This window comes from Vibrio sp. V10_P2A27P122 (genome assembly GCF_963874335.1).
Classification (GTDB): domain Bacteria; phylum Pseudomonadota; class Gammaproteobacteria; order Enterobacterales; family Vibrionaceae; genus Vibrio; species Vibrio anguillarum.
In genome coordinates this window covers 1-21365 of sequence record NZ_CAWNHY010000236.1, presented here as the reverse complement: position 1 = coordinate 21365, position 21365 = coordinate 1, and the positions used below count along the sequence as shown (strand labels likewise).

At 46.1% G+C, this 21365-nt stretch carries 30 protein-coding genes; 4 read left to right on the top strand and 26 right to left on the bottom strand.

Annotated elements, in window-relative coordinates; all coding sequences use genetic code 11:
- Nucleotides 1-9: 9 nt before the first annotated feature.
- The 20 genes from rplF to motX form a co-directional block, all read right to left on the bottom strand.
- The gene (gene rplF / locus AACQ17_RS10015; protein ID WP_010318773.1) at nucleotides 10-543 is read right to left on the bottom strand and encodes a 50S ribosomal protein L6; all 534 of its coding nucleotides are present in this window, start codon (nucleotides 541-543) and stop codon (nucleotides 10-12) included.
- Nucleotides 544-553: 10 nt separating this feature from the next.
- Nucleotides 554-946, bottom strand: coding sequence for a 30S ribosomal protein S8 (gene rpsH / locus AACQ17_RS10010; protein ID WP_010318772.1), 393 nt, complete (start codon nucleotides 944-946; stop codon nucleotides 554-556).
- Nucleotides 947-975: 29 nt separating this feature from the next.
- Nucleotides 976-1281 (bottom strand): 30S ribosomal protein S14, encoded by a 306-nt coding sequence (rpsN, locus tag AACQ17_RS10005; RefSeq protein WP_010318771.1) that lies wholly within the window; start codon nucleotides 1279-1281, stop codon nucleotides 976-978.
- 17 nt (nucleotides 1282-1298) lie between these two features.
- Complete coding sequence (gene rplE, locus AACQ17_RS10000) at nucleotides 1299-1838, bottom strand: 50S ribosomal protein L5 (protein WP_010318770.1); 540 nt, start codon at nucleotides 1836-1838, stop codon at nucleotides 1299-1301.
- A gap of 24 nt (nucleotides 1839-1862) precedes the next feature.
- The gene (gene rplX / locus AACQ17_RS09995; protein WP_010318769.1) at nucleotides 1863-2180 is read right to left on the bottom strand and encodes a 50S ribosomal protein L24; all 318 of its coding nucleotides are present in this window, start codon (nucleotides 2178-2180) and stop codon (nucleotides 1863-1865) included.
- Nucleotides 2181-2192: 12 nt separating this feature from the next.
- Nucleotides 2193-2564, bottom strand: coding sequence for a 50S ribosomal protein L14 (gene rplN, locus AACQ17_RS09990; RefSeq protein ID WP_010318768.1), 372 nt, complete (start codon nucleotides 2562-2564; stop codon nucleotides 2193-2195).
- Nucleotides 2565-2724: 160 nt separating this feature from the next.
- Nucleotides 2725-2979 (bottom strand): 30S ribosomal protein S17, encoded by a 255-nt coding sequence (gene rpsQ / locus AACQ17_RS09985; RefSeq protein WP_013855925.1) that lies wholly within the window; start codon nucleotides 2977-2979, stop codon nucleotides 2725-2727.
- Nucleotides 2979-3170 carry a 50S ribosomal protein L29 gene (rpmC, locus tag AACQ17_RS09980; protein WP_010318766.1) on the bottom strand — a complete coding sequence of 64 codons (192 nt, stop codon included), beginning with the start codon at nucleotides 3168-3170 and terminating at the stop codon, nucleotides 2979-2981. Before rpmC ends, rpsQ begins: the two co-directional genes overlap by 1 nt.
- Nucleotides 3170-3580: a 50S ribosomal protein L16 gene (gene rplP, locus AACQ17_RS09975; protein WP_010318765.1), complete on the bottom strand. Its 411-nt coding sequence runs from the start codon at nucleotides 3578-3580 to the stop codon at nucleotides 3170-3172. Before rplP ends, rpmC begins: the two co-directional genes overlap by 1 nt.
- Nucleotides 3581-3591: 11 nt before the next feature.
- Nucleotides 3592-4290, bottom strand: a complete 699-nt coding sequence (gene rpsC / locus AACQ17_RS09970; protein ID WP_010318764.1) for a 30S ribosomal protein S3 — start codon at nucleotides 4288-4290, stop codon at nucleotides 3592-3594.
- A gap of 19 nt (nucleotides 4291-4309) precedes the next feature.
- Nucleotides 4310-4642 (bottom strand): 50S ribosomal protein L22, encoded by a 333-nt coding sequence (rplV, locus tag AACQ17_RS09965; RefSeq protein ID WP_026027327.1) that lies wholly within the window; start codon nucleotides 4640-4642, stop codon nucleotides 4310-4312.
- Between the two features lie 10 nt (nucleotides 4643-4652).
- The gene (gene rpsS, locus AACQ17_RS09960; protein ID WP_010318762.1) at nucleotides 4653-4931 is read right to left on the bottom strand and encodes a 30S ribosomal protein S19; all 279 of its coding nucleotides are present in this window, start codon (nucleotides 4929-4931) and stop codon (nucleotides 4653-4655) included.
- Nucleotides 4932-4951: 20 nt separating this feature from the next.
- A complete protein-coding gene (gene rplB, locus AACQ17_RS09955; RefSeq protein ID WP_013855922.1) occupies nucleotides 4952-5776 on the bottom strand; it encodes a 50S ribosomal protein L2 in 825 nt (274 codons plus the stop codon).
- 16 nt (nucleotides 5777-5792) lie between these two features.
- The gene (gene rplW / locus AACQ17_RS09950; protein WP_010318760.1) at nucleotides 5793-6095 is read right to left on the bottom strand and encodes a 50S ribosomal protein L23; all 303 of its coding nucleotides are present in this window, start codon (nucleotides 6093-6095) and stop codon (nucleotides 5793-5795) included.
- Complete coding sequence (rplD, locus tag AACQ17_RS09945) at nucleotides 6092-6694, bottom strand: 50S ribosomal protein L4 (protein WP_094147100.1); 603 nt, start codon at nucleotides 6692-6694, stop codon at nucleotides 6092-6094. Before rplD ends, rplW begins: the two co-directional genes overlap by 4 nt.
- 16 nt (nucleotides 6695-6710) lie before the next feature.
- Nucleotides 6711-7340: a 50S ribosomal protein L3 gene (gene rplC, locus AACQ17_RS09940; protein WP_013855921.1), complete on the bottom strand. Its 630-nt coding sequence runs from the start codon at nucleotides 7338-7340 to the stop codon at nucleotides 6711-6713.
- Between the two features lie 14 nt (nucleotides 7341-7354).
- A complete protein-coding gene (rpsJ, locus tag AACQ17_RS09935; protein WP_001181007.1) occupies nucleotides 7355-7666 on the bottom strand; it encodes a 30S ribosomal protein S10 in 312 nt (103 codons plus the stop codon).
- Between the two features lie 422 nt (nucleotides 7667-8088).
- Nucleotides 8089-8829 (bottom strand): 23S rRNA (guanosine(2251)-2'-O)-methyltransferase RlmB, encoded by a 741-nt coding sequence (gene rlmB / locus AACQ17_RS09930; RefSeq protein ID WP_017042851.1) that lies wholly within the window; start codon nucleotides 8827-8829, stop codon nucleotides 8089-8091.
- Between the two features lie 17 nt (nucleotides 8830-8846).
- On the bottom strand, nucleotides 8847-11294 hold the full coding sequence (gene rnr, locus AACQ17_RS09925; protein WP_017046740.1) for a ribonuclease R: 2448 nt from the start codon (nucleotides 11292-11294) through the stop codon (nucleotides 8847-8849).
- Nucleotides 11295-11455: 161 nt separating this feature from the next.
- Nucleotides 11456-12091 carry a flagellar protein MotX gene (gene motX, locus AACQ17_RS09920; protein WP_013855917.1) on the bottom strand — a complete coding sequence of 212 codons (636 nt, stop codon included), beginning with the start codon at nucleotides 12089-12091 and terminating at the stop codon, nucleotides 11456-11458.
- A gap of 13 nt (nucleotides 12092-12104) precedes the next feature.
- Between motX and AACQ17_RS09915 the strand changes: the two genes are divergently transcribed.
- On the top strand, nucleotides 12105-12335 hold the full coding sequence (locus tag AACQ17_RS09915) for a hypothetical protein (RefSeq protein WP_013855916.1): 231 nt from the start codon (nucleotides 12105-12107) through the stop codon (nucleotides 12333-12335).
- On the opposite strand, the gene AACQ17_RS09910 is transcribed toward AACQ17_RS09915, so the two are convergent.
- The 6 genes from AACQ17_RS09910 to kefG all read right to left on the bottom strand — a co-directional run bounded on the left by AACQ17_RS09910 (nucleotide 12310) and on the right by kefG (nucleotide 18192).
- Nucleotides 12310-13608 carry an adenylosuccinate synthase gene (locus tag AACQ17_RS09910; RefSeq protein ID WP_013855915.1) on the bottom strand — a complete coding sequence of 433 codons (1299 nt, stop codon included), beginning with the start codon at nucleotides 13606-13608 and terminating at the stop codon, nucleotides 12310-12312. The two genes, AACQ17_RS09915 and AACQ17_RS09910, sit on opposite strands and share 26 nt — an antisense overlap.
- A 129-nt stretch (nucleotides 13609-13737) precedes the next feature.
- Nucleotides 13738-14679, bottom strand: a complete 942-nt coding sequence (locus AACQ17_RS09905; RefSeq protein ID WP_094147276.1) for an isoaspartyl peptidase/L-asparaginase family protein — start codon at nucleotides 14677-14679, stop codon at nucleotides 13738-13740.
- Between the two features lie 216 nt (nucleotides 14680-14895).
- The gene (gene slyD, locus AACQ17_RS09900; RefSeq protein ID WP_013855912.1) at nucleotides 14896-15492 is read right to left on the bottom strand and encodes a peptidylprolyl isomerase; all 597 of its coding nucleotides are present in this window, start codon (nucleotides 15490-15492) and stop codon (nucleotides 14896-14898) included.
- Nucleotides 15493-15589: 97 nt separating this feature from the next.
- Nucleotides 15590-15790, bottom strand: a complete 201-nt coding sequence (locus AACQ17_RS09895; RefSeq protein ID WP_010318749.1) for a YheV family putative zinc ribbon protein — start codon at nucleotides 15788-15790, stop codon at nucleotides 15590-15592.
- A gap of 31 nt (nucleotides 15791-15821) precedes the next feature.
- The gene (gene kefB, locus AACQ17_RS09890) at nucleotides 15822-17621 is read right to left on the bottom strand and encodes a glutathione-regulated potassium-efflux system protein KefB (RefSeq protein ID WP_094147275.1); all 1800 of its coding nucleotides are present in this window, start codon (nucleotides 17619-17621) and stop codon (nucleotides 15822-15824) included.
- Complete coding sequence (kefG, locus tag AACQ17_RS09885; RefSeq protein WP_026029181.1) at nucleotides 17605-18192, bottom strand: glutathione-regulated potassium-efflux system ancillary protein KefG; 588 nt, start codon at nucleotides 18190-18192, stop codon at nucleotides 17605-17607. The genes kefB and kefG overlap by 17 nt, the downstream gene beginning before the upstream one ends.
- A 132-nt stretch (nucleotides 18193-18324) precedes the next feature.
- On the opposite strand from kefG, the gene AACQ17_RS09880 reads away from it, so the two are divergent.
- From AACQ17_RS09880 to AACQ17_RS09870, 3 genes are all read left to right on the top strand, one after another.
- A complete protein-coding gene (locus tag AACQ17_RS09880; RefSeq protein ID WP_017049199.1) occupies nucleotides 18325-20244 on the top strand; it encodes an ABC transporter ATP-binding protein in 1920 nt (639 codons plus the stop codon).
- Nucleotide 20245: 1 nt separating this feature from the next.
- Nucleotides 20246-20725 (top strand): TIGR02444 family protein, encoded by a 480-nt coding sequence (locus AACQ17_RS09875; RefSeq protein WP_017046745.1) that lies wholly within the window; start codon nucleotides 20246-20248, stop codon nucleotides 20723-20725.
- A gap of 62 nt (nucleotides 20726-20787) precedes the next feature.
- Nucleotides 20788-21365, top strand: a 578-nt coding sequence (locus AACQ17_RS09870; protein ID WP_094167603.1) for a hydrolase, incomplete at its 3' end; no start/stop codon positions are given.

The following is a 21365-nucleotide window of genomic DNA, read 5'->3' as shown; positions in this document are numbered from 1 at the left end:
AGTGTTACCTTACTTCTTCTTAGCTTCTTTACTACGCACATTTTCATCTGCGTAACGGACGCCTTTACCTTTATAAGGTTCTGGCTCACGGTAAGAACGGATGTCAGCCGCAACTTGACCCACTACTTGCTTATCGCAACCAGTTAGGACAATTTCAGTTTGGCTAGGACATTCAGCATTGATACCCGCTGGTAGTTCATGCTCTACAGGGTGTGAGAAGCCTAAAGTAAGACTTACTGAGTTGCCTTTAATAGCAGCACGGTAACCAACACCTTTAAGAACAAGCTTCTTAGTAAAGCCTGCAGTAACACCAACAACCATGTTGTTTACTAGTGCACGAGCAGTACCTGCTTGTGCCCAAGCGTTAGCAACACCTTCACGAGGACCGAAAGTAAGGTTGTTTTCTTCCTGTGCAATAACTACGCCTTTATTCAGGACGCGAGTCAGCTCACCTTTACCACCTTTTACAGTGATTTCTTGGCCGTTTAGTTTCACCTCTACGCCAGCTGGAATAGCGACAGGTGCTTTAGCAACACGAGACATATCCTACTCCTTACGCTACGTAGCAAATGATTTCACCGCCAAGACCTGCTTTGCGAGCAGCACGGTCAGACATCAGACCCTTGGAAGTGGACACCACAGCAACACCCATACCGCCCATCACTGTTGGTAACGCGTCTTTTTTCTTATAAACGCGTAGACCAGGACGTGAAACACGTTGGATTTGCTCGATTACTGGTTTAGCTTGGAAGTACTTAAGAGTAACTTCTAGCTCAGGTTTTACTTCGCCTTCAACAGCGAAATCTGCGATATAACCTTCAGCTTTTAGCAGTGCAGCAATTGCAACTTTAAGCTTTGAAGAAGGCATTTTTACAGCAACTTTATTTGCTGCCTGACCGTTACGAATGCGGGTCAGCATATCCGAAATCGGATCTTGCATGCTCATAAGATTTACTCCAAATGATTAAGTGGCAATTACCAGCTAGCCTTACGAAGTCCAGGAATCTCGCCTTTCATGCAAGCTTCGCGAACTTTGATGCGGCTTAGACCGAACTTACGTAGGAAACCGTGTGGACGACCAGTTTGGTTGCAACGGTTGCGCTGACGTGAAGCACTTGAATCACGTGGAAGAGCTTGCAGTTTAAGAACTGCGTTCCAACGATCTTCTTCAGATGCGTTTACATCGCTGATGGTAGCTTTTAGCATTGCACGCTTTTCTGCGAACTTAGCTACTAGCTTTGCACGTTTTACTTCACGTGCTTTCATTGATTGTTTAGCCATAACAGTAACCCTTCACCTTACTTACGGAATGGGAAGTTAAAGGCAGCCAGCAGAGCACGGCCTTCCTCATCGGTACCAGCAGAAGTCGTGATAGTGATATCAAGACCGCGTACACGATCGACTTTATCGTAGTCGATTTCTGGGAAGATGATTTGCTCGCGAACGCCCATGCTGTAGTTACCGCGTCCGTCAAAAGACTTAGCGCTAACACCACGGAAGTCACGTACACGTGGAAGTGCAATAGAGATTAAACGCTCTAAAAAATCCCACATACGTTCGCCACGCAAGGTTACTTTACAACCAATTGGGTAGCCTTCACGAATTTTGAAACCTGCAACAGATTTACGAGCTTTAGTGATCAGTGGTTTTTGACCAGAGATCGTAGCCATATCAGCTGCTGCATTTTCTAATAGTTTCTTATCGTTGATAGCTTCACCAACGCCCATGTTTAGGGTGATTTTATCAATCCTAGGGACTTGCATGACGCTTGTGTAACCGAACTGTTTGGTCAGTTCAGTCACTACAGACGACTTGTAGTAATCATGCAGTTTCGCCATAGTAGAACTCCAAATTACTTCTAATTAGTTAGAAACGATTTCACCGTTAGATTTGAAGAAACGAACTTTTTTGCCGTCTTCAAAACGGAAACCGATACGGTCCGCTTTACCAGTTGCTGCGTTAAAGATTGCAACGTTAGAAGCATCAATAGCTGCTTCTTGTTCAACGATGCCACCTTGTTGACCTAGAGCCGGAACCGGCTTTTGGTGTTTCTTAACAAGGTTGATACCTTCAACGATAACTTTACCAGTTACGAGAACCTTAGTTACTTTACCTTTCTTGCCTTTATCTTTACCAGCAAGAACGATTACTTCGTCATTACGACGGATTTTAGCTGCCATGTGTGCCGCTCCTTACAGAACTTCAGGTGCTAGTGACACGATTTTCATAAATTTCGCATTGCGAAGTTCACGAGTCACTGGACCAAAGATACGTGTACCGATAGGTTGCTCTGTATTATTGTTCAACAATACGCAAGCATTACGGTCGAAGCGAATGACAGAACCGTCTGGACGACGTACGCCTTTACGGGTGCGAACTACCACCGCCTTCAGTACATCACCTTTTTTAACTTTACCGCGAGGAATTGCTTCCTTCACTGTAACTTTGATGATGTCACCGATATGTGCATAACGGCGGTGAGAGCCACCCAGAACCTTAATACACATTACCTTGCGCGCGCCTGAGTTATCAGCTGCATCAAGTGTACTTTGCATTTGGATCATTGTTAGTGCTCCGCTAAATATTAAAACTAGACCCTCTCGGGTCGGGCTGCCTCTTTAAAAGGGACGCGAATTGTACCACCCTTTCCTAAGATTGGGTAGACAAAAAATAAACGGCTCCAAAAAAACTTTGGAGCCGTTTAAAATCATAGAATAACGATGATTACATCTTCGCTTTTTCTATAACTTTAACCAATGTCCAAGACTTAGTCTTAGACAGAGGACGACACTCACGAATCTCAACGGTATCGCCTAGGCCACACTCGTTGTTTTCGTCATGTGCGTGTACTTTAGTCGTACGCTTTACGAATTTACCGTAAATTGGGTGTTTCACCATGCGCTCGATAGCAACAGTGATAGATTTATCCATCTTGTCACTAATAACACGACCTAGTTGAGTACGAATTTTGTCGCTCATTATTCGCCTGCCTTCTCAGTCAAAACAGTTTTAACGCGTGCGATATCACGGCGTACAGCTTTCAAAGTATGAGTTTGCTGTAGTTGACCAGTTGCAGCTTGCATGCGCAAGTTGAACTGTTCACGTAGCAAATTCAGTAGCTCAGCGTTAAGCTCTTCAGCGCTTTTTGCGCGTAGATCTAGTGCTTTCATCACATCACCTGTTTAATTACGAATGTAGTTTTGAATGGCAGTTTACGAGCCGCTAGGCGGAACGCTTCACGTGCCAATTCTTCAGGTACACCGTCCATTTCGTACATAACCTTACCAGGTTGGATTTGGGCTACCCAGTACTCAACGTTACCTTTACCCTTACCTTGACGAACTTCTAGTGGTTTTTCAGTGATTGGCTTATCTGGGAACACACGGATCCAGATTTTACCTTGACGCTTAACGTGACGTGTCATTGCACGACGTGCCGCTTCGATCTGACGAGCAGTTAGACGACCACGTCCAACGGCTTTAAGACCAAATGTACCGAAGCTTACGTCAGTACCTTTAGCTAGACCGCGGTTGCGACCAGTATGAACCTTACGGAACTTAGTGCGTTTAGGTTGTAGCATCAGTCGACTCCTTACTTACGGCCTTTACGCTGCTTCTTAGGCTTGTCAGCCTTTGGCTCAACAGCGTTTGCAGCTGGCATACCACCAAGGATTTCACCCTTGAAGATCCAAACTTTAACGCCGATCACACCGTATTGAGTGTGAGCCGAAGAAGTTGCGTAATCAATGTCAGCACGTAGAGTGTGTAGAGGCACACGGCCTTCACGGTACCACTCAGAACGTGCAATTTCAGCGCCGCCAAGACGACCGCTTACTTCCACTTTGATACCTTTAGCGCCTAGACGCATAGCATTTTGTACCGCACGCTTCATAGCACGACGGAACATAACGCGACGCTCTAGTTGAGACGCGATGCTATCAGCCACTAATTGGCCGTCTAGCTCAGGCTTACGTACTTCAGCGATGTTAATTTGCGCTGGTACACCTGCAATTTTAGCTACAGCTGCGCGTAGCTTCTCAACGTCTTCACCTTTCTTACCGATAACAACGCCTGGGCGAGCAGTGTGGATAGTCACACGAATGCTCTTAGCAGGACGCTCGATAACGATGCGTGATAGAGACGCTTTTGAAAGTTCCTTAGTAAGGAACTGACGTACCTTGAAGTCGCCGTCTAGGTTGTCAGCGAAATCTTTGGTGTTAGCAAACCATGTAGCATTCCAAGGCTTAACGATGCCAAGACGAATACCATTAGGATGTACTTTCTGACCCATTGCTTACTCTCCTAGTCTCTTAGCGGTCTGCTACAACAACAGTGATGTGGCTTGAACGCTTCAAGATACGATCCGCACGGCCTTTTGCACGAGGCATAATACGCTTCATGACCGGGCCCTCATCTACGAAGATTTTAGCGACATTAAGATCGTCGATATCTGCACCTTCGTTGTGTTCTGCGTTAGCGATAGCTGACTCTAGAACTTTCTTAACTAATACAGCCGCTTTTTTGTTGCTGAAAGTTAGGATTTCAAGAGCCTGATCCACAGATTTACCACGGATTAGATCTGCAACTAAGCGAGCTTTCTGAGGAGAAATGCGAGCAAAGTTATGTTTAGCAATAGCTTCCATCATTTACTCCTTAGCGCTTCTTAGCTTTCTTATCCGCAGCGTGACCACGGTAAGTACGAGTTGGTGCGAATTCGCCCAGTTTGTGACCGATCATTTCATCAGTGACAAATACTGGAACGTGCTGACGACCATTATGGACAGCGATGGTCAAACCAATCATTGATGGAATGATCATTGAACGACGGGACCAAGTCTTAATAGGCTTTTTGTCTCCGCTTTCCACCGCTTTCTCTACCTTCTTCAGCAAGTGTAGGTCAATAAATGGACCTTTCTTGAGAGAACGTGGCATGGCTTATCCTCTTATATAGATTACTTATTACGACGACGTACGATGTACTTGTCGGTGCGTTTGTTGCTACGAGTCTTGAAGCCCTTAGTAGGCATACCCCAAGGAGATACTGGGTGACGACCACCAGAAGTGCGGCCTTCACCACCACCGTGTGGGTGGTCAACCGGGTTCATTACTACACCACGTACAGTTGGACGTACGCCGCGCCAGCGTGAAGCACCAGCTTTACCTAGTTCACGTAGCATGTGCTCAGAGTTACCAACTTCACCGATTGTTGCACGGCCTTCAGAAAGTACTTTGCGCATTTCACCAGAACGTAGGCGGATAGTTGCATAAGTACCGTCGCGAGCGACAAGTTGAGCATATGCACCAGCCGAACGAGCTAGCTGTGCACCTTTACCAGGCTTAAGTTCAACACAGTGAATAGTAGAACCCACTGGGATGTTGCGCATTGGCAGAGTGTTACCTGCTTTAATTGGCGCATCAACACCAGACTGGATTGTATCACCAGCTTGAACACCTTTAGGTGCGATAATGTAACGACGCTCGCCGTCTGCGTACAGAACTAGAGCGATATTTGCGCTACGGTTTGGATCGTATTCTAGACGCTCAACTTTCGCTGGGATGCCATCTTTAGTACGTTTGAAGTCAACCAAACGATAGTGTTGCTTATGACCACCACCGATATGACGTACTGTGATACGACCGTTGTTGTTACGACCACCATTCTTAGAGTTTTTCTCTAGAAGAGGTGCGTATGGCTTACCCTTGTGTAGGTCAGCGTTAACAACTTTAACGACGTGACGACGACCAGGGGAAGTCGGCTTACATTTAACAATAGCCATTATTCAACTACTCCTGTTATTCCGCGCCGCCAACAAAGTCAAGATCTTGACCTTCTTTCAAAGTCACATACGCTTTTTTAACGTCGCTGCGGCGACCTTGGCGTAGACCTTGACGTTTGGTCTTACCCTTAGTGATAAGAGTATTTACAGACTTAACTTCAACTTCAAATAGCTTTTCTACAGCTGCTTTGATCTCTTTCTTAGTTGCATCTTTTGCTACTTTGAAAACGATAGTGTTCGCTTTCTCAGCAGTCATAGTTGCTTTTTCAGAGATGTGCGGTGCACGTAGAACTTTTAGTAGACGCTCTTCACTGATCATGCCAGCATCTCCTCAACTTGCTTAACTGCTTCTGCAGTCATTAGAACCTTGTCAAACGCAATTAGGCTAACTGGGTCAAGACCCGCTACGTCACGTGCGTCAACTTTATATAGGTTGCGAGCAGCTAAGAATAGATTCTCGTCTACTTCGCCAGTAACGATGAGTACATCGTTAAGCTCAAGTTCTTTAAGCTTAGCTAATAGCTCTTTAGTTTTTGGTACTTCTACTGAGAAGTTATCAACAACGATTAAACGCTCTTGACGAACTAGTTCAGAAAGAATGCTCTTCATAGCACCACGGTACATTTTTTTGTTTACTTTTTGGCTGTGATCTTGTGGTTTCGCAGCAAAAGTAACACCACCTGTACGCCAGATTGGGCTACGAATTGTACCAGCACGTGCACGGCCAGTACCTTTTTGACGCCATGGCTTAGCGCCACCGCCAGAAACTTCTGAACGTGTCTTTTGAGCACGAGTACCTTGACGAGCACCTGCTGCATACGCAACAACTACTTGATGTACAAGGGCTTCGTTGAACTCACGTCCGAAAGTAGTTTCGGAAACAGTTAGTGCGTTAGCACCTTTAACCATCAATTCCATTACTTACTCCTAGACGTTATGCTTTAATAGCTGGTTTGACGATCACGTTAGCGCCAGTTGCACCTGGTACTGCACCTTTAATAAGAAGCAGATTGCGCTCAGCGTCAACACGTACGATCTCTAGGTTTTGAGTCGTTACACGCTCAGCACCCATGTGACCTGCCATTTTTTTGCCTTTGAACACGCGACCTGGAGTTTGACATTGGCCAATTGAACCCGGTGCACGGTGAGACAAAGAGTTACCGTGAGTCATATCTTGGGTACGGAAATTCCAGCGCTTAACAGCACCTTGGAAACCTTTACCTTTAGATGTACCAGTAACGTCTACTTTTTTAACTTCGTTGAAAAGTTCTACATTTAGCTCAGTGCCAACTTCAAACTCTTCGCCGTTTTCTAAACGGAATTCCCAAAGACCGCGACCAGCTTCTACACCTGCTTTCGCAAAGTGACCAGCTTCTGGTTTAGTTACACGGTTGGCTTTCTTAGTACCAGTAGTTACCTGGATTGCTGCATAGCCGTCAGTCTCAAGAGTTTTCACTTGAGAAATACGGTTTGCTTCAACCTCAACAACAGTTACTGGGATAGAAACGCCTTCTTCAGTAAATACGCGGGTCATACCCACTTTACGTCCGACTAGACCAATCATTCTTCTAATCTCCCTTAACCTAGGCTGATTTGTACGTCAACGCCAGCAGCTAGATCTAGGCGCATCAGTGCATCAACAGTTTTATCTGTTGGCTCAACGATGTCGATTAGACGTTTGTGAGTACGAATTTCGTACTGATCACGAGCATCTTTGTTGACGTGTGGAGAGATAAGAACAGTGAAACGCTCTTTACGAGTAGGAAGTGGAATAGGACCACGAACCTGTGCGCCGGTACGCTTAGCTGTTTCAACGATTTCCGCTGTAGAAGCATCGATTAGTTTGTAATCGAACGCTTTTAGGCGGATACGGATACGTTGGTTCTGCATGAGACAGAGCTCCAATAATTAAAAATTACACAAACAATATCGCCACTCAAACTCGTTAAAACGAGAGAATGCCGATTGATTTATGTGAAACCGTAGTGCCAAAATTAGGCACATTGTCAGTTAATTTTCGATTAACTTTAATCTATTACTAAACGCAACAGAGCTAATTGTATTAACTGCGAACATAAGCTGAGTATACGTTACTAAACTAACAGCTAGGTCAGTTTACTCCTCACTGCTCATTGGTTCACAACTGGATTTAACCAGTGCGGTGCATTATACAGATCACCATTACACATGCAAGCGCTGTGTAGAAATTAAACTTATAAACTATCTATTTCTTCTTTCACTGAGGAAGTATAGAAGGGATAGAAAGATGAGGTGAGCACTCACGACCCTATCCTTTTATCCCTGTTGCACAATTATACAGCTTGGCGCTGTCTCACTGCTTCAAACAGACAGATCCCAGCCGCTACTGATACGTTTAGGCTAGAAACGGTGCCCGCCATCGGTATTTTGATCAGATCATCGCAGGTTTCGCGCGTTAAACGGCGCATACCATCCCCTTCAGCGCCCATAACAATCGCAAGGGGCCCTGTCAGTTTCGCTTGGTAAATGTCATGCGTCGCCTCACCGGCAGTGCCAACAAACCATACGCCTTGTTCTTGAAGGGCGCGCATGGTACGTGCAAGATTCGTCACTCGTACTAAAGGCACAGTTTCAGCAGCGCCACAAGCGACTTTGCTGACCGTTGCCGTCATTGGTGCTGACTTATCTTTTGGTACGATCACTGCAGCGACCCCGGCAGCATCGGCGTTACGTAAGCATGCGCCGAGATTATGCGGATCGGTAACACCATCCAAAACAAGTAATAGCGGTTGTTCATGCTGTGCGATGATTGCTTCTAAATCATGCTCATTAAGCTGTTTTGCTGGTTTTACACGAGCAATGATGCCCTGATGATTCGCCCCTTGAGCCTTGTCATCCAATGTTTTACGTCCCATCTGTTGAATAGAGACACCGCAATGTTGCAGTTCATTTAACAGTGGAAGCAGACGATCATCTTGTCGCCCTTTCAGTACAAACGCTTCTATCAATCGCGCTGGATCTTTTTCAAGTACAGCGCTGACCGCGTGAATACCATAAATACATTCGTTACTCATGATTTACCCATTGATCGTTATTTACTAGCACGCGCTTTATTTGCTTTGGCCGCGGGTTTCTTTTTGCGTGCTTTTGTTGTTTTGCTTTTTTTCCGTTCAGGTTTTGAGCCTTCACTACTTTTTTCATCTGGGCGTTTAGTCGCTTCAACTAAAGGAGTTGCCTTTCCTTTACTTGACGTCACCTTCTTGCCACGTGCTTTCTCTCGTGCATCCGTTGCACGTTTCTTCGCTGTCTTGCCTTCTCCGCGCAGCTTACGGCTAGTGCCCACGATTTCAAAGTCAATTTGACGATCATCCAAGTTGACGGATAACACTTTGACTTTAACGGCGTCACCTAAGCGATAGATGTTGCCAAAACTTTCGCCGATCAATCGTTGTCCCACGGGATCAAATTGATAGTAGTCATTCGCTAGCGTTGAAATATGGACCAATCCATCAATGTGCAACTCAGTTAAACGAACGAAGAAACCGAAACCAGTCACGTTGGCTATGACTCCATCAAGCTCTTCGCCTACATGATCTTGCATGTATTCACACTTGAGCCAATCAGATACTTCGCGCGTCGCATCATCAGCACGGCGTTCTGTCATTGAACATTGCTGACCATAGAAGTCCATGTCATCAAAAGAGTAGTGATAACCACCTGTGGTTGTCCAACGGTCGGTGTGATTACCCGATTCTTTGGCAATCAAATATTTAATTGCGCGGTGCAATAGGAGATCAGGGTAGCGACGAATAGGTGAAGTAAAGTGCGCATAGCGTTTGAGCGCTAAACCAAAGTGACCACAGTTATCCGCGTTATACACAGCCTGCTTCATGGAGCGCAGTAGCATGGTTTGGATCAACTCTTTGTCTTGGCGCTCACCAATCTGTTTCATTAAGTTAGCGTAATCGGTTGGCGAAGGCTCTAGCCCACCCGCTAAGTTCAAACCAAGCTCGCCTAAGAAATCCCTAAAACCGGTCAAACGCTCTTCTCCCGGTGATTCATGGATACGGTACAGAGCGGGCTCTTTCGCTTTTTCCACCAGCGATGCTGAAGCAATATTAGCGAGGATCATGCACTCTTCGATTATTTTGTGCGCATCATTACGGACAACAGGTTCAATGCTGTCGATTTTACGCTCAGCATTAAAAATAAACTTAGTTTCAATCGTTTCAAATTCGATACCGCCACGCTCATCACGCGCTGCTTTTAGCACCTTATACATCGAATAGAGTTCTTCAAGATGAGGAACCACGGCTTGATAACGTTCGCGTAGCTCTTCATCCCCTTCAAGAATGGCGTGTACTTTGTTGTAAGTTAAACGGGCATGAGAGTTCATCACGGCTTCGTAATGTTTGTAACCCGAAATTTTGCCCGTTGCAGAGACTGTCATCTCGCACACCATGCATAGACGGTCGACTTGTGGATTAAGTGAACAAAGACCGTTCGACAGTACTTCCGGTAGCATAGGAACGACTTGCGATGGGAAGTAAACTGAGTTACCACGGTTGATCGCTTCTTTATCAAGAGCCGTGTCGGGGCGCACATAATAACTTACGTCAGCAATCGCAACCCAGAGACGCCAGCCACCACCTTTTTTGGCTTCGCAATACACCGCATCATCAAAGTCACGCGCGTCTTCACCATCAATAGTCACTAAAGGTAATTGACGCAAATCCACGCGCCCTTGCTTCGCCTCTTCTGGAACTTCTTCTCTCAGGTTTTCGACTTGCTTTAATACTTCTTGCGGCCACTCATGAGGGATCTGGTGAGTGCGAATCGCTATTTGTGTCTCCATACCGGGAGCCATATTTTCCCCAAGTACTTCAACAACCCTGCCTGTCATTCCTCTTGCTCTGGCACCACGATCGGTAATTTCAATCACCACCACGTTCCCCATGCGAGCTCCGCCTTTGTGCTCATTAGGGATCAAGATGTCTTGAGTGATGCGTGAATCATCGGGCACGACATAAGAGTAGCCATTTTCGAGGAAGAAACGCCCAACAAGTTGGGTTTTACGTTCTTCCAACACTCGGACCAAACGCCCTTCTTTACGGCCTCTTTTATCCGTGCCTGTCGGTTGTACCAGCACGTAGTCGCCATGAATAATGGTACGCATTTGGTGATGAGGTAGCAAAACATCGTTATCTTTGCCAACGCTGCCATCAGGACGAACCCACCCATGACCATCTTTATGTCCGATTACGTGACCTTTGATCATTTCCAGTTTTTCTGGCAATGCATAGCATTGGCGACGAGTAAATACCAATTGGCCATCTCGCTCCATCGCACGCAAACGACGGCGTAGCCCTTCGTATTGCTCTTCACCAGACAAACCCAATGCCTCAAAAAGATCATTACGATTCATCGGTACATTGGCTTCGGTTAGAAATTCGAGGATGAATTCTCGGCTTGGAATTGGATTTTCGTAATTGCTAGATTCTCGATCCGCAAAAGGATCGTTATTGATAATTTCAGACATAGGCAGACCTGCTAAAGCAAGGAGAGATAGCCAGAGTATAACTGACTCACGGCAGAAGCTACAGCAGCGTATTGATTATTATAGGCTAATGCGTTAGAGGAAAAGCGTAGAAATGACTTCGCCCAACCGTGTGGGCGAAATAAAAAAAGCACTAATGAAGGCTACCAAAACGTGTCTCTGCGCTTGGCTCGCGCAACCACATTTTGTGGCATTCGCTGCTCTAACCCCTGCCGGAGCATAGAGATCCGAGAATGTATTCTTTGATCGATAGTCACCGAATTATAAAGCCAGCGATAAGCATCTTCATAATCAAGCGGGCTGCCATAATCACGCAGCAGAAGCTCAGCTAGATGGATACGAGCATTAATATTGCCCATCGCAGCGGCTTCACGCAGATAGGGAATAGCTCGCTCTTTATCCTGCTGTACTAAAGTACCACGCGAATAATAACGCCCAAGCTGCTCTAACGCAGCGGGTAAACCTTGATGAGCTGCATTTTCCATATAGTACAAGCCAAGTTCGACATCTTGATCTACACAGACCCCCCACGCTAGCATATCTCCATACAAAAACTCGTAGGAAGGCAGGCTGATGCGAGTAGCACGCGCAACAATATCTTCTACCAATTGGCAGTTGTCGGCCTTGACTTGCTCTAAATGTTTATTTTGCTCAATTAACTTGATTAGTTCAGCTTCGGTGTAAATAGGGACTGGCTCACCCACTTCCGCCACGTTGGCATGACTCAAGGATGAGGTCAGCGCTAAAAACAATGAAGCTGCTACCGTTCGTAGCTTCATACCTGCACTCTTTATGTCTATCGATAGCCTTAAAATTATAGCCTCAGTTTCATCTAGGGCTGGGCTTGATAACTTTATCGACCAGTGCGGCAAACTCTTTAGACAAAATTTGCCGTTATTCGGCCATTTATTGCCACACCAAGGACAAAATATCATCAATACAGGTATAAAAAAACCGGCTCTGAAAGCCGGTTTTAAAAACGTTTATCAATCAACCATTAAACTGAAAATGGGTGAACCTTGATAATGGTTTCGTTACGATCTGGACCTGTAGAAACGATGTCAACAGGTACACCAGTCAACTCTTCAATACGTTTGATGTAATCAAGCGCCGCTTGTGGCAGGGCATCAATTGATTTAGCACCGAAAGTATTTTCAGACCAACCAGGCATAGTTTCGTAAATAGGTGTTACCGCTTCAAAAGCGTCAGCTGCCATTGGTGATACTTGAGCAATTGAGCCATCTGGCATTTGGTAACCCGTACAGATTTTTAGCTCTTCTAGACCATCAAGTACGTCAAGTTTAGTCAAGCAGAAGCCTGTGACTGAGTTAATTTGAATGGCGCGACGCATCGCTACCGCATCAAACCAACCACAACGGCGCTTACGGCCTGTTGTTGCACCAAACTCATGGCCTTTCGTGCCTAGGTGATTACCGATTTCATCATCCAATTCGGTTGGGAATGGACCTGCACCAACGCGAGTACAGTAAGCTTTCGCGATACCTAGAATATAACCTAGATGACGAGGGCCGAAACCAGAACCTGCAGCAACACCACCAGCAGTCGTGTTAGAAGACGTTACGTATGGGTATGTACCGTGGTCGATATCAAGCATAGTACCTTGCGCACCTTCGAACATGATTTTGTCGCCACGCTTACGCGCTGCATCAAGTTCATCGGTCACGTCGATCACCATCGAAGTCAACAAATCAGCATAGCCTTGTGCTTGCTCAAGTACGGATTCGTAGCTTACTGGTTCAGCTTTGTAGAAATGCTCAAGTTGGAAGTTATGGAACTCCATCACTTCTTTTAGCTTTTCTGCAAATGAAGCCATATCGAACAAGTCACCAACGCGTAAACCACGACGAGCCACTTTGTCTTCATAAGCAGGACCGATACCACGACCTGTCGTACCAATTGCTTTTTTACCACGAGCCGTTTCACGAGCTTGGTCAAGCGCAATGTGGTAAGGAAGAATAAGTGGGCAAGCTTCAGAAATGAAAAGACGTTCGCGGACTGGAATACCACGCTCTTCTAGAGGCTTCATTTCATTGATTAGTGCGTCAGGTGAAAGCACAACACCGTTGCCGATGATGCATTTCACTTTATTGCGAAGAATGCCGGATGGAATTAAATGAAGAACGGTTTTTTCACCGTCAATGACCAAAGTGTGGCCTGCATTATGGCCGCCTTGGTAGCGAACCACGTATTTTGCATCTTCAGTTAAAAGGTCTACGATTTTACCTTTGCCTTCGTCACCCCATTGGGTGCCTAGAACGACTACGTTATTTCCCATCTTTCCAAGTCTGATTGCTAGTTAAAAAAGGATTCTAGCACCGAATCCTTTTCCTTGCAGTCCTTTTTTAAACACGAAAATGTCATAAAAATATAACTTAATAAATGATTCAGTTATTAGGCGCGTAAGTTACTCATCCGAATATATTTTTACGATCAGCTCTCCTTGACGATCAACACAAGCACGGTACATACCGGAACTGTTCATTGCAAAATGAATGTCGCCTTGCGCATCAATGGCGATCAATCCACCCTCACCACCGAGCGTTTTAAGTTCACCCTGAATAATGGTTTCACATGCGGTATGAACATCTTCTTTTAAATAACGCATGCGAGCGGCAACGTCACTGGCAACCATTTTACGAATGAAATATTCCCCCATGCCCGTTGTCGATACCGCCACATTACCATTTTCAGCCACCGTTCCTGCCCCTATGATAGGAGAATCGCCGACGCGACCAAATTTTTTATTCGTGATGCCACCGGTACTAGTAGCAGACGCAAGGTTGCCTTGTTTATCCAATGCAACTGCGCCAACAGTGCCAAATTTCTTGTCATCTGGGAATTTTGATTCCGACAAAGCAAATTGATTGTTGCTTTTCATCGCTAGCAACTGTTCATAACGACGCTCAGTAAAAAAGTAATCTTGTTCTGTATATTGATGCCCTTGAGTAAAAGCAAACGCTTCTGCGCCCTCACCAATCAACAACACATGATCACTGTGCTTCATTACATCACGCGCGAGCTGCACTGGGTTTTTAATGTGCCGAACCCCAGCGACCGCGCCTGCGTCCATCATTTTGCCATGCATGGCAGAGGCGTCCATCTCCACCATCTCTTGATGCGTTAACACCGAACCTTTTCCTGCGTTAAACAACGGAGAGTCCTCAAGTATTTTCACAGCCTCAACCACCGCATCCAGTGCATCACCACCTTGTGCCAGTACTTGATGCCCCGCTCGGACAGCACTTTCTAGCGTGTTCAAAATATCGCGCTTTAATGATTCGCTCATTTGTTGACGAATGATGGTTCCAGCGCCGCCATGAATTGCTATAGCAAAAGGTTGTGACATGAGAATTCCTTAACTTAATAAATTGAGAGGCAATACACTTCTGTTCTACACATTAACTATACCCAAATAACTTGAAGTTGCAGGTAGGCGGCAAGTGAGTACTGTAATAATTAACAAGCAACAAAAAAGCGCTAATCGCATGACGATTAACGCTTTCCATTTCATTGTATCAGTCGGTTATTACTGCCTACTTTGGCACTACCAACCAAAAAATGATTAATGTGAACCGCAGCTGCCGCCACCGCAACAACCTTCTTTTTTCTCACCATGGTCATGGCCTTCACCACCACAGCAACCACCTTCATGATCATGATCGTGGTCATGATCGTGGCCATGTCCACAGCCACCAGCTTGGTGAATGTGACCATGTTGGATCTCTTCTTCAGTTGCAGCGCGAATCGCAACGACTTCTACATCAAACGTTAATGTTTGGCCAGCCAACATGTGGTTACCATCAACTACCACTTCGTCACCATCCACTTCCGTGATTTCAACTGGAATTTGGCCTTGGTCAGTATCCGCTAGAAAACGCATACCCACTTCAATTTCATCAACGCCTTGGAAAACTTCAGCAGGTACACGTTGTACAAGCTCATCGTTGTATTCACCGTACGCTTCTTCAGGAGCGATAGTTGCTGTGAACTTATCGCCCACAACTTTTCCTTCTAACTCATTTTCAAGGCCAGTGATTAGATTGTTGTGACCGTGAAGGTAATCTAGTGGTGCATCAACTGTTGATTGGTCTACGACTGCACCATCTTCCAATACTAATTGGTAGGCTAGGCTTACAACCACGTTCTTTTCAATTTTCATAACAACTCCAAGGAGGTTTGTTCCTAGGTTGTCATCTTCAAACCTAAGAAATCGATCGGTATGAGGCGTATTATGAAGATCTATTCCAGAAACTCAATTATTCTGGTTTAAAAATCCCGATCATCTCTTGCCGAGCATGTTCACTTTTTTCTACAGATTTGGGCTTTCGCTGTTCATGGTAGTCGCACTCGACACACTCAACGAGCTCTATGTTGTTTTCAACCCACCAGCGCAGAGTATCTTGTGACTGACAACTTGGGCACTTTGCACCGGCAATAAAGCGTTTTTTCTGTTTCACGTTACATCCTACAACTGAATATTGATTGGCGTTATTTTTCCCAATAATGACGAGATTGGCGATCATTATCCATTTCACGCCCAAATATTTCTTCCAGCTCTTTACGTGCCTCTTTGGCGCGCAGTGCGAGTTGTTTGTCTTGGTTATGTTGCGGTAGCAGCTCTTTGAGCATCGCATTATCGAGTTTTCTAAAATGTGCTTCGGCGCGCTTGGCTTGGTAAGGGTGCATGCCCAATTCGACCAGTACTTGTCGGCCGAGGTCCAAAGCGCCTAAGAAAGTTTCCCGCGAGTATTTATCGACCCCATGGCTGAGTAACTGATACGCCTCTACCCGGCTACGAGCGCGAGCTAAGATCTTTAACTGCGGGAAATGGTGCTGACAAAGCTCGACAATTTTCATCACTTCATCGGGCGCATCAGTACAGATAACAATCGCCTCAGCTTCTTCTGCACCCGCGGCGCGCAACAGTTCAAGTTGAGTCGCATCACCATAAAAAACGTTATAACCGTACTCTCTCAATAATTTAATTTGACTGGCATCGCTTTCTAATACGGTAATTTTAATCTTATTGGCGTACATCAAACGCCCTACAATTTGCCCAAAACGCCCAAAACCCGCAATGATAATTTGCGGCTGTTTATTGACGACATCGGAATGCATCTCATCGTCACTGCTGAGGTTCAATTTTCGCGCAAACCATTTGTCCTGAATCATCAGTAATAAAGGTGTGGTGACCATCGACAGACTGACCACAACGAGCAAAAAGGCCACTTGATCCGGTGATAGCACGCCCTGCGCGCTTGCCGCAGTAAAAATCACGAACGCGAACTCGCCGCCTTGGCTGAGGATCGCCGCCATTTTGCTGCGCGCTTTAGAACGCGTACCCGATAAACGTGCGAGGAGATAAAGGATTCCTCCTTTCAGCACCACTAGACCTAATACAGCCGCCAACACTTGCAGCGGCGCTTGCGCCAATAAGCCCAAATTAACCGCCATTCCAACGGCAATAAAAAATAGCCCGAGCAATAACCCTTTAAACGGTTCAATCGCGATCTCAAGTTCATGGCGAAATTCACTTTCTGCCAGCAACACGCCAGCAAGGAAAGTACCGAGTGCCATTGACAAGCCAAGCTGCTGCATTAACAGTGCAATCCCAATCACCAACAGCAAGGCAGCAACGGTAAAAAGTTCACGCACACCACTGGTCACAATATAACGAAACAGCGGGCTCAATAGAAAATGCCCCCCGACCAGCAAAGCGGTAATGCCACCCAACATCCAAGTCACATCTAACCAGCTTCCACCGGCGTTGCCTGCCAGTAAAGGCAAAAAGGCCAACATCGGGATGACAGCGATATCTTGAAAAAGCAGTACCGCAAAACCAGACTGGCCAGCTTCACTGCGCGTTAGCCCTTGCTCTTCAATTACGCGTAATGCGATTGCTGTCGAAGAGAGCGCAAGGCCCATACCAATCACTAAACTACTCTGCCAGTTAACGCCTAATAGATAAGCAATACTGGCAATGACTAAGGTACTTACCACCACCTGCGCGCCACCCAAACCAAGGATCGGCCCACGCATCTGCCACAATTTTTTGGGGTTTAATTCCAGCCCAATCAGAAACAACAGCAGCACCACGCCAAATTCAGCAAAGTGTAATATGGCTTGCACATCACTGATTAAACCCAGCCCCCAAGGGCCTATGGCTACACCCGCTAACAAATAGCCGAGCACCGAACCCAACCCTGCACGCTGAGCAATCGGTACGGCCACCACAGCCGCGGTTAAAAACACCACGCTGCTTTGTAAAAAATCACCGCTTAACGCCATCAAGCTCTCCTTGTGTGGCCAGTGGGTGTTGCAACCAGTGTCGATAATGCTCAGCGTGTTGATAGCGCTCCATATCACTCACATTACGTGACCAGTAGAGAACTAACGGTTCCATCCAGTTCATACAACACAGAGCCGCGGTTAATTCAAATGGTTGGAGAATTTGATCCAGTGGGTATTTGTTGTAGCCCCGCTCATCAAACGCTTCTTTTTTTCCGCCCGTGGTGATGACGCTACGCCAGTATTTACCATGCAACGCCGTCTGTCCGCCGAAGGCAAACCCTTTGGCAAGCACGCGATCAAACCACTCTTTGAGTAGCGCTGGGCAGGAATACATATAAAGAGGGTGTTGAAACACAATCACATCATGCTCAAGTAGTTTTTGCTGCTCTGCGTGCACATCGATAAAAAAATCGGGATAGGTTGCATACAAGTCATGCACTGTGACGTGGGAAAGTGACGCAATATTGAGCAGCATGGTTTGATTGGCGATGGAGTTTAATGGCTCAGGATGCGCATAAATCACCAATATTTTAGGTGTAATTTGGTCAGGCATGACGGTGGTGGACATTTTTGTCTGCGCTCCCAATAGTTATCAATATGTTATTAAGCATAATAACGCAATTTGCATAATGATCGACATTTATCCTTATTGCCCCTACTATTCCACGCGATAACGTCTCGATATGAAAAATAGATTTTTATGATTACCTTCTCTGATATTCAATTACTGCGCGGCGGTAAACCGCTCCTTGAAAAGGCCTCTGCAACTATCCAGCCGGGCGATAAAGTTGGCCTAGTAGGCAAAAATGGGTGTGGCAAATCAACGCTCTTTGCCCTACTCAAAGATGAGCTATCTATTGACGCTGGCTCCTTCAGTAAACCAGCTCATTGGGAACTGGCTTGGGTTGCCCAAGAAACTCCGGCTCTTGATCGCAATGCGATTGAATATGTCATCGATGGCGATCGTGAATATCGTGAATTAGAACGACGCCTCAGCGTTGCTGAAGAGGCAGACCAAGGAACCTTGGTTGCAGAGCTGCATGGAAAAATTGAAACCATCGGCGGATACAGTATTCGCGCCCGCGCTTCTGAACTGCTTGATGGTTTGGGGTTTAGCCAAGAGCAGATGGGATGGAGTTTAACGCAATTTTCGGGTGGTTGGCGGATGCGCTTAAACTTAGCGCAAGCGCTGTTGTGCCGCTCGGATTTACTGCTGCTTGATGAACCAACCAACCACTTGGATTTGGACGCCGTCATGTGGCTTGAACGTTGGTTACAAAACTATCCCGGCACCTTGATCTTGATTTCCCATGACCGCGATTTTCTTGATCCGATCGTCGGACGCATCATCCATATCGAAAATCAAACCATGAATGAATACACCGGAAACTACTCATCGTTTGAAAATCAACGGGCGCAAAAACTGATCTTGCAGCAAGCCATGTACCAGAAGCAGCAAAAGCAGATGGTGCACATGCAAAGCTACATCGACCGTTTCCGCTACAAGGCCTCCAAAGCTCGCCAAGCACAAAGTCGTATCAAAGCGTTGGAACGAATGGAAAAAGTGCTGCCAGCTCAATTTGATAACCCATTTAATTTCGAATTTCGAGAGCCTTCAGCACTGCCTAACCCAATCATGATGATGGACGAAGTCTACGCCGGGTATGGTGAACGTTTAATTTTAGAAAAAATTCGCCTCAACCTTGTACCGGGAAGCCGTATTGGATTACTCGGGCGTAACGGTGCGGGTAAATCAACATTAATTAAATTGCTCTCCGGTGAGTTAAAACCGCAAGGCGGCGATCTCACTTATTCGCAAGGTGTAAAAATTGGTTACTTTGCCCAGCATCAGTTAGAAACACTGCATCCAGAAGAGACCCCTCTGCAGCACATGATGCAAATCGCCCCAGATAAAAACGAACTTGAGCTGCGTAATTATCTGGGTAGCTTTGGTTTCCAAGGCGACAAAGCGCTAGAAAAAATCGCTCCGTTTTCCGGGGGTGAAAAGGCTCGCTTAGTGCTTGCGCTAATTGTGTGGCAAAAACCGAACTTGCTGCTGCTTGATGAACCCACCAACCACTTAGACTTGGATATGCGTCAAGCCCTAACGTTTGCCCTGCAAACCTTTGAAGGCGCGATGGTCATCGTCAGCCATGATCGCTATCTACTGCGCGCAACCACCGATGACTTGTACTTGGTGCACGATCGTCAAGTCGCGCCTTTCGATGGGGATTTGACCGACTACTACAAGTGGCTGACAGAACAACAGAAAGCGGAACGTAGAGAAGTTCAATCTCAGCAACCTGCCAAAGACAGCAGCAACAGTGCCGCAGCCAAAAAAGATCAAAAGCGCCGAGAAGCGGAATTTCGCATCCAAACCGCACCAATTCGCAAAAAACTGACACAACTCGAAGCGAAAATGGACACATTGAACGCGGCACTGGCGCAAACTGAAGAGCAATTGTCTGATACTTCGCTGTATGAAGCCGAAAACAAAGCTAAACTTACCGAAGTGATTGCGCTTCAAGCTCGCAGTAAATCGGCACTTGAAGCGATCGAAATGGAATGGATGTCGGAACAAGAGACACTCGAACAACTAGAGCAGGAATTCAGTCGCTAAGATGAGCCAAGAGCACGTACGATTATCACTGACCTTAGAACGCTTATGGCAATTCAGTTTGCAATACTACAGCGTGCGAGAAGTGAAAGAGGCGTGCTTAAGTTTACAAAATAACTTCCACGGCAACGTCAACTTATTGCTGCTACTCAAATGGCTTGATGAGCAACAAGTGACGGTTGCCGATGCTGACTGGCAAAATGTCACTCAATGTATCGGTCGTTCAGAAGCGCTGCTGCACAGTTACCGAGAGTTAAGACGACGTTTGAAAAGCATGGTGCCAGATACGCTGTACCGCGAGGCGCTGCAATTTGAGCTGCAGCTTGAAAAGCAGCAGCAAGCTGACCTTGTGGAATGTATCAACGCATTGGCATTGCAGAATAACCATGGTGAACCATTAACGCTGCGTTACTGTCGCCAGCTTGGCTGTGAGCATTTGCATCTCGCTTTTAAAACCCCGGCGCCTCATTCTCAAAAACCGTAACTACATCAATTGCTCGCTCGGTGTATACTGGTCGCAATTCATAAAAATAATACGCTATGGTTATGACTCCATTTATCGCTGCTACTGGACTAACAAATCCACACCTTCAGACTCTGCTTCCTCGTTTGTTGCGCAAACGCGCACGTTTTGAGCCGCTGTGGCAAACGCTGTTTACACCTGATGGTGATTTTTTAGACCTTGCTTGGAGTGATGATTGGCGCTCAGAGCGAGTACAAAATAAACCCCTATTTATCTTGTTTCATGGCTTAGAAGGCAGTTTTCATAGCCCTTATGCCAATGGCTTAATGTACGCCTTCGCACAGCAGGGGTGGTTATCGGTCATGATGCATTTTCGCGGCTGTAGCGGCAAACCGAACCATCTGGCACGTGCTTACCATTCTGGTGAAGTTGAAGATGCACGCTTTGTGCTCGAATACATACGCAAGCAATGCCCGAATCGACCTATCGTGGCGGTGGGCATTTCTCTTGGCGGCAATATGTTGGTTAATTATTTAGCGCAATATAATCACGACTCGATCGTTAGCGCGGCAACCGTTGTCTCCGCTCCGCTCGATCTGGCAGCGTGTTCCACACGCATTGAACAGGGATTTTCAAAGGTTTATCGCGCTTACTTACTGAC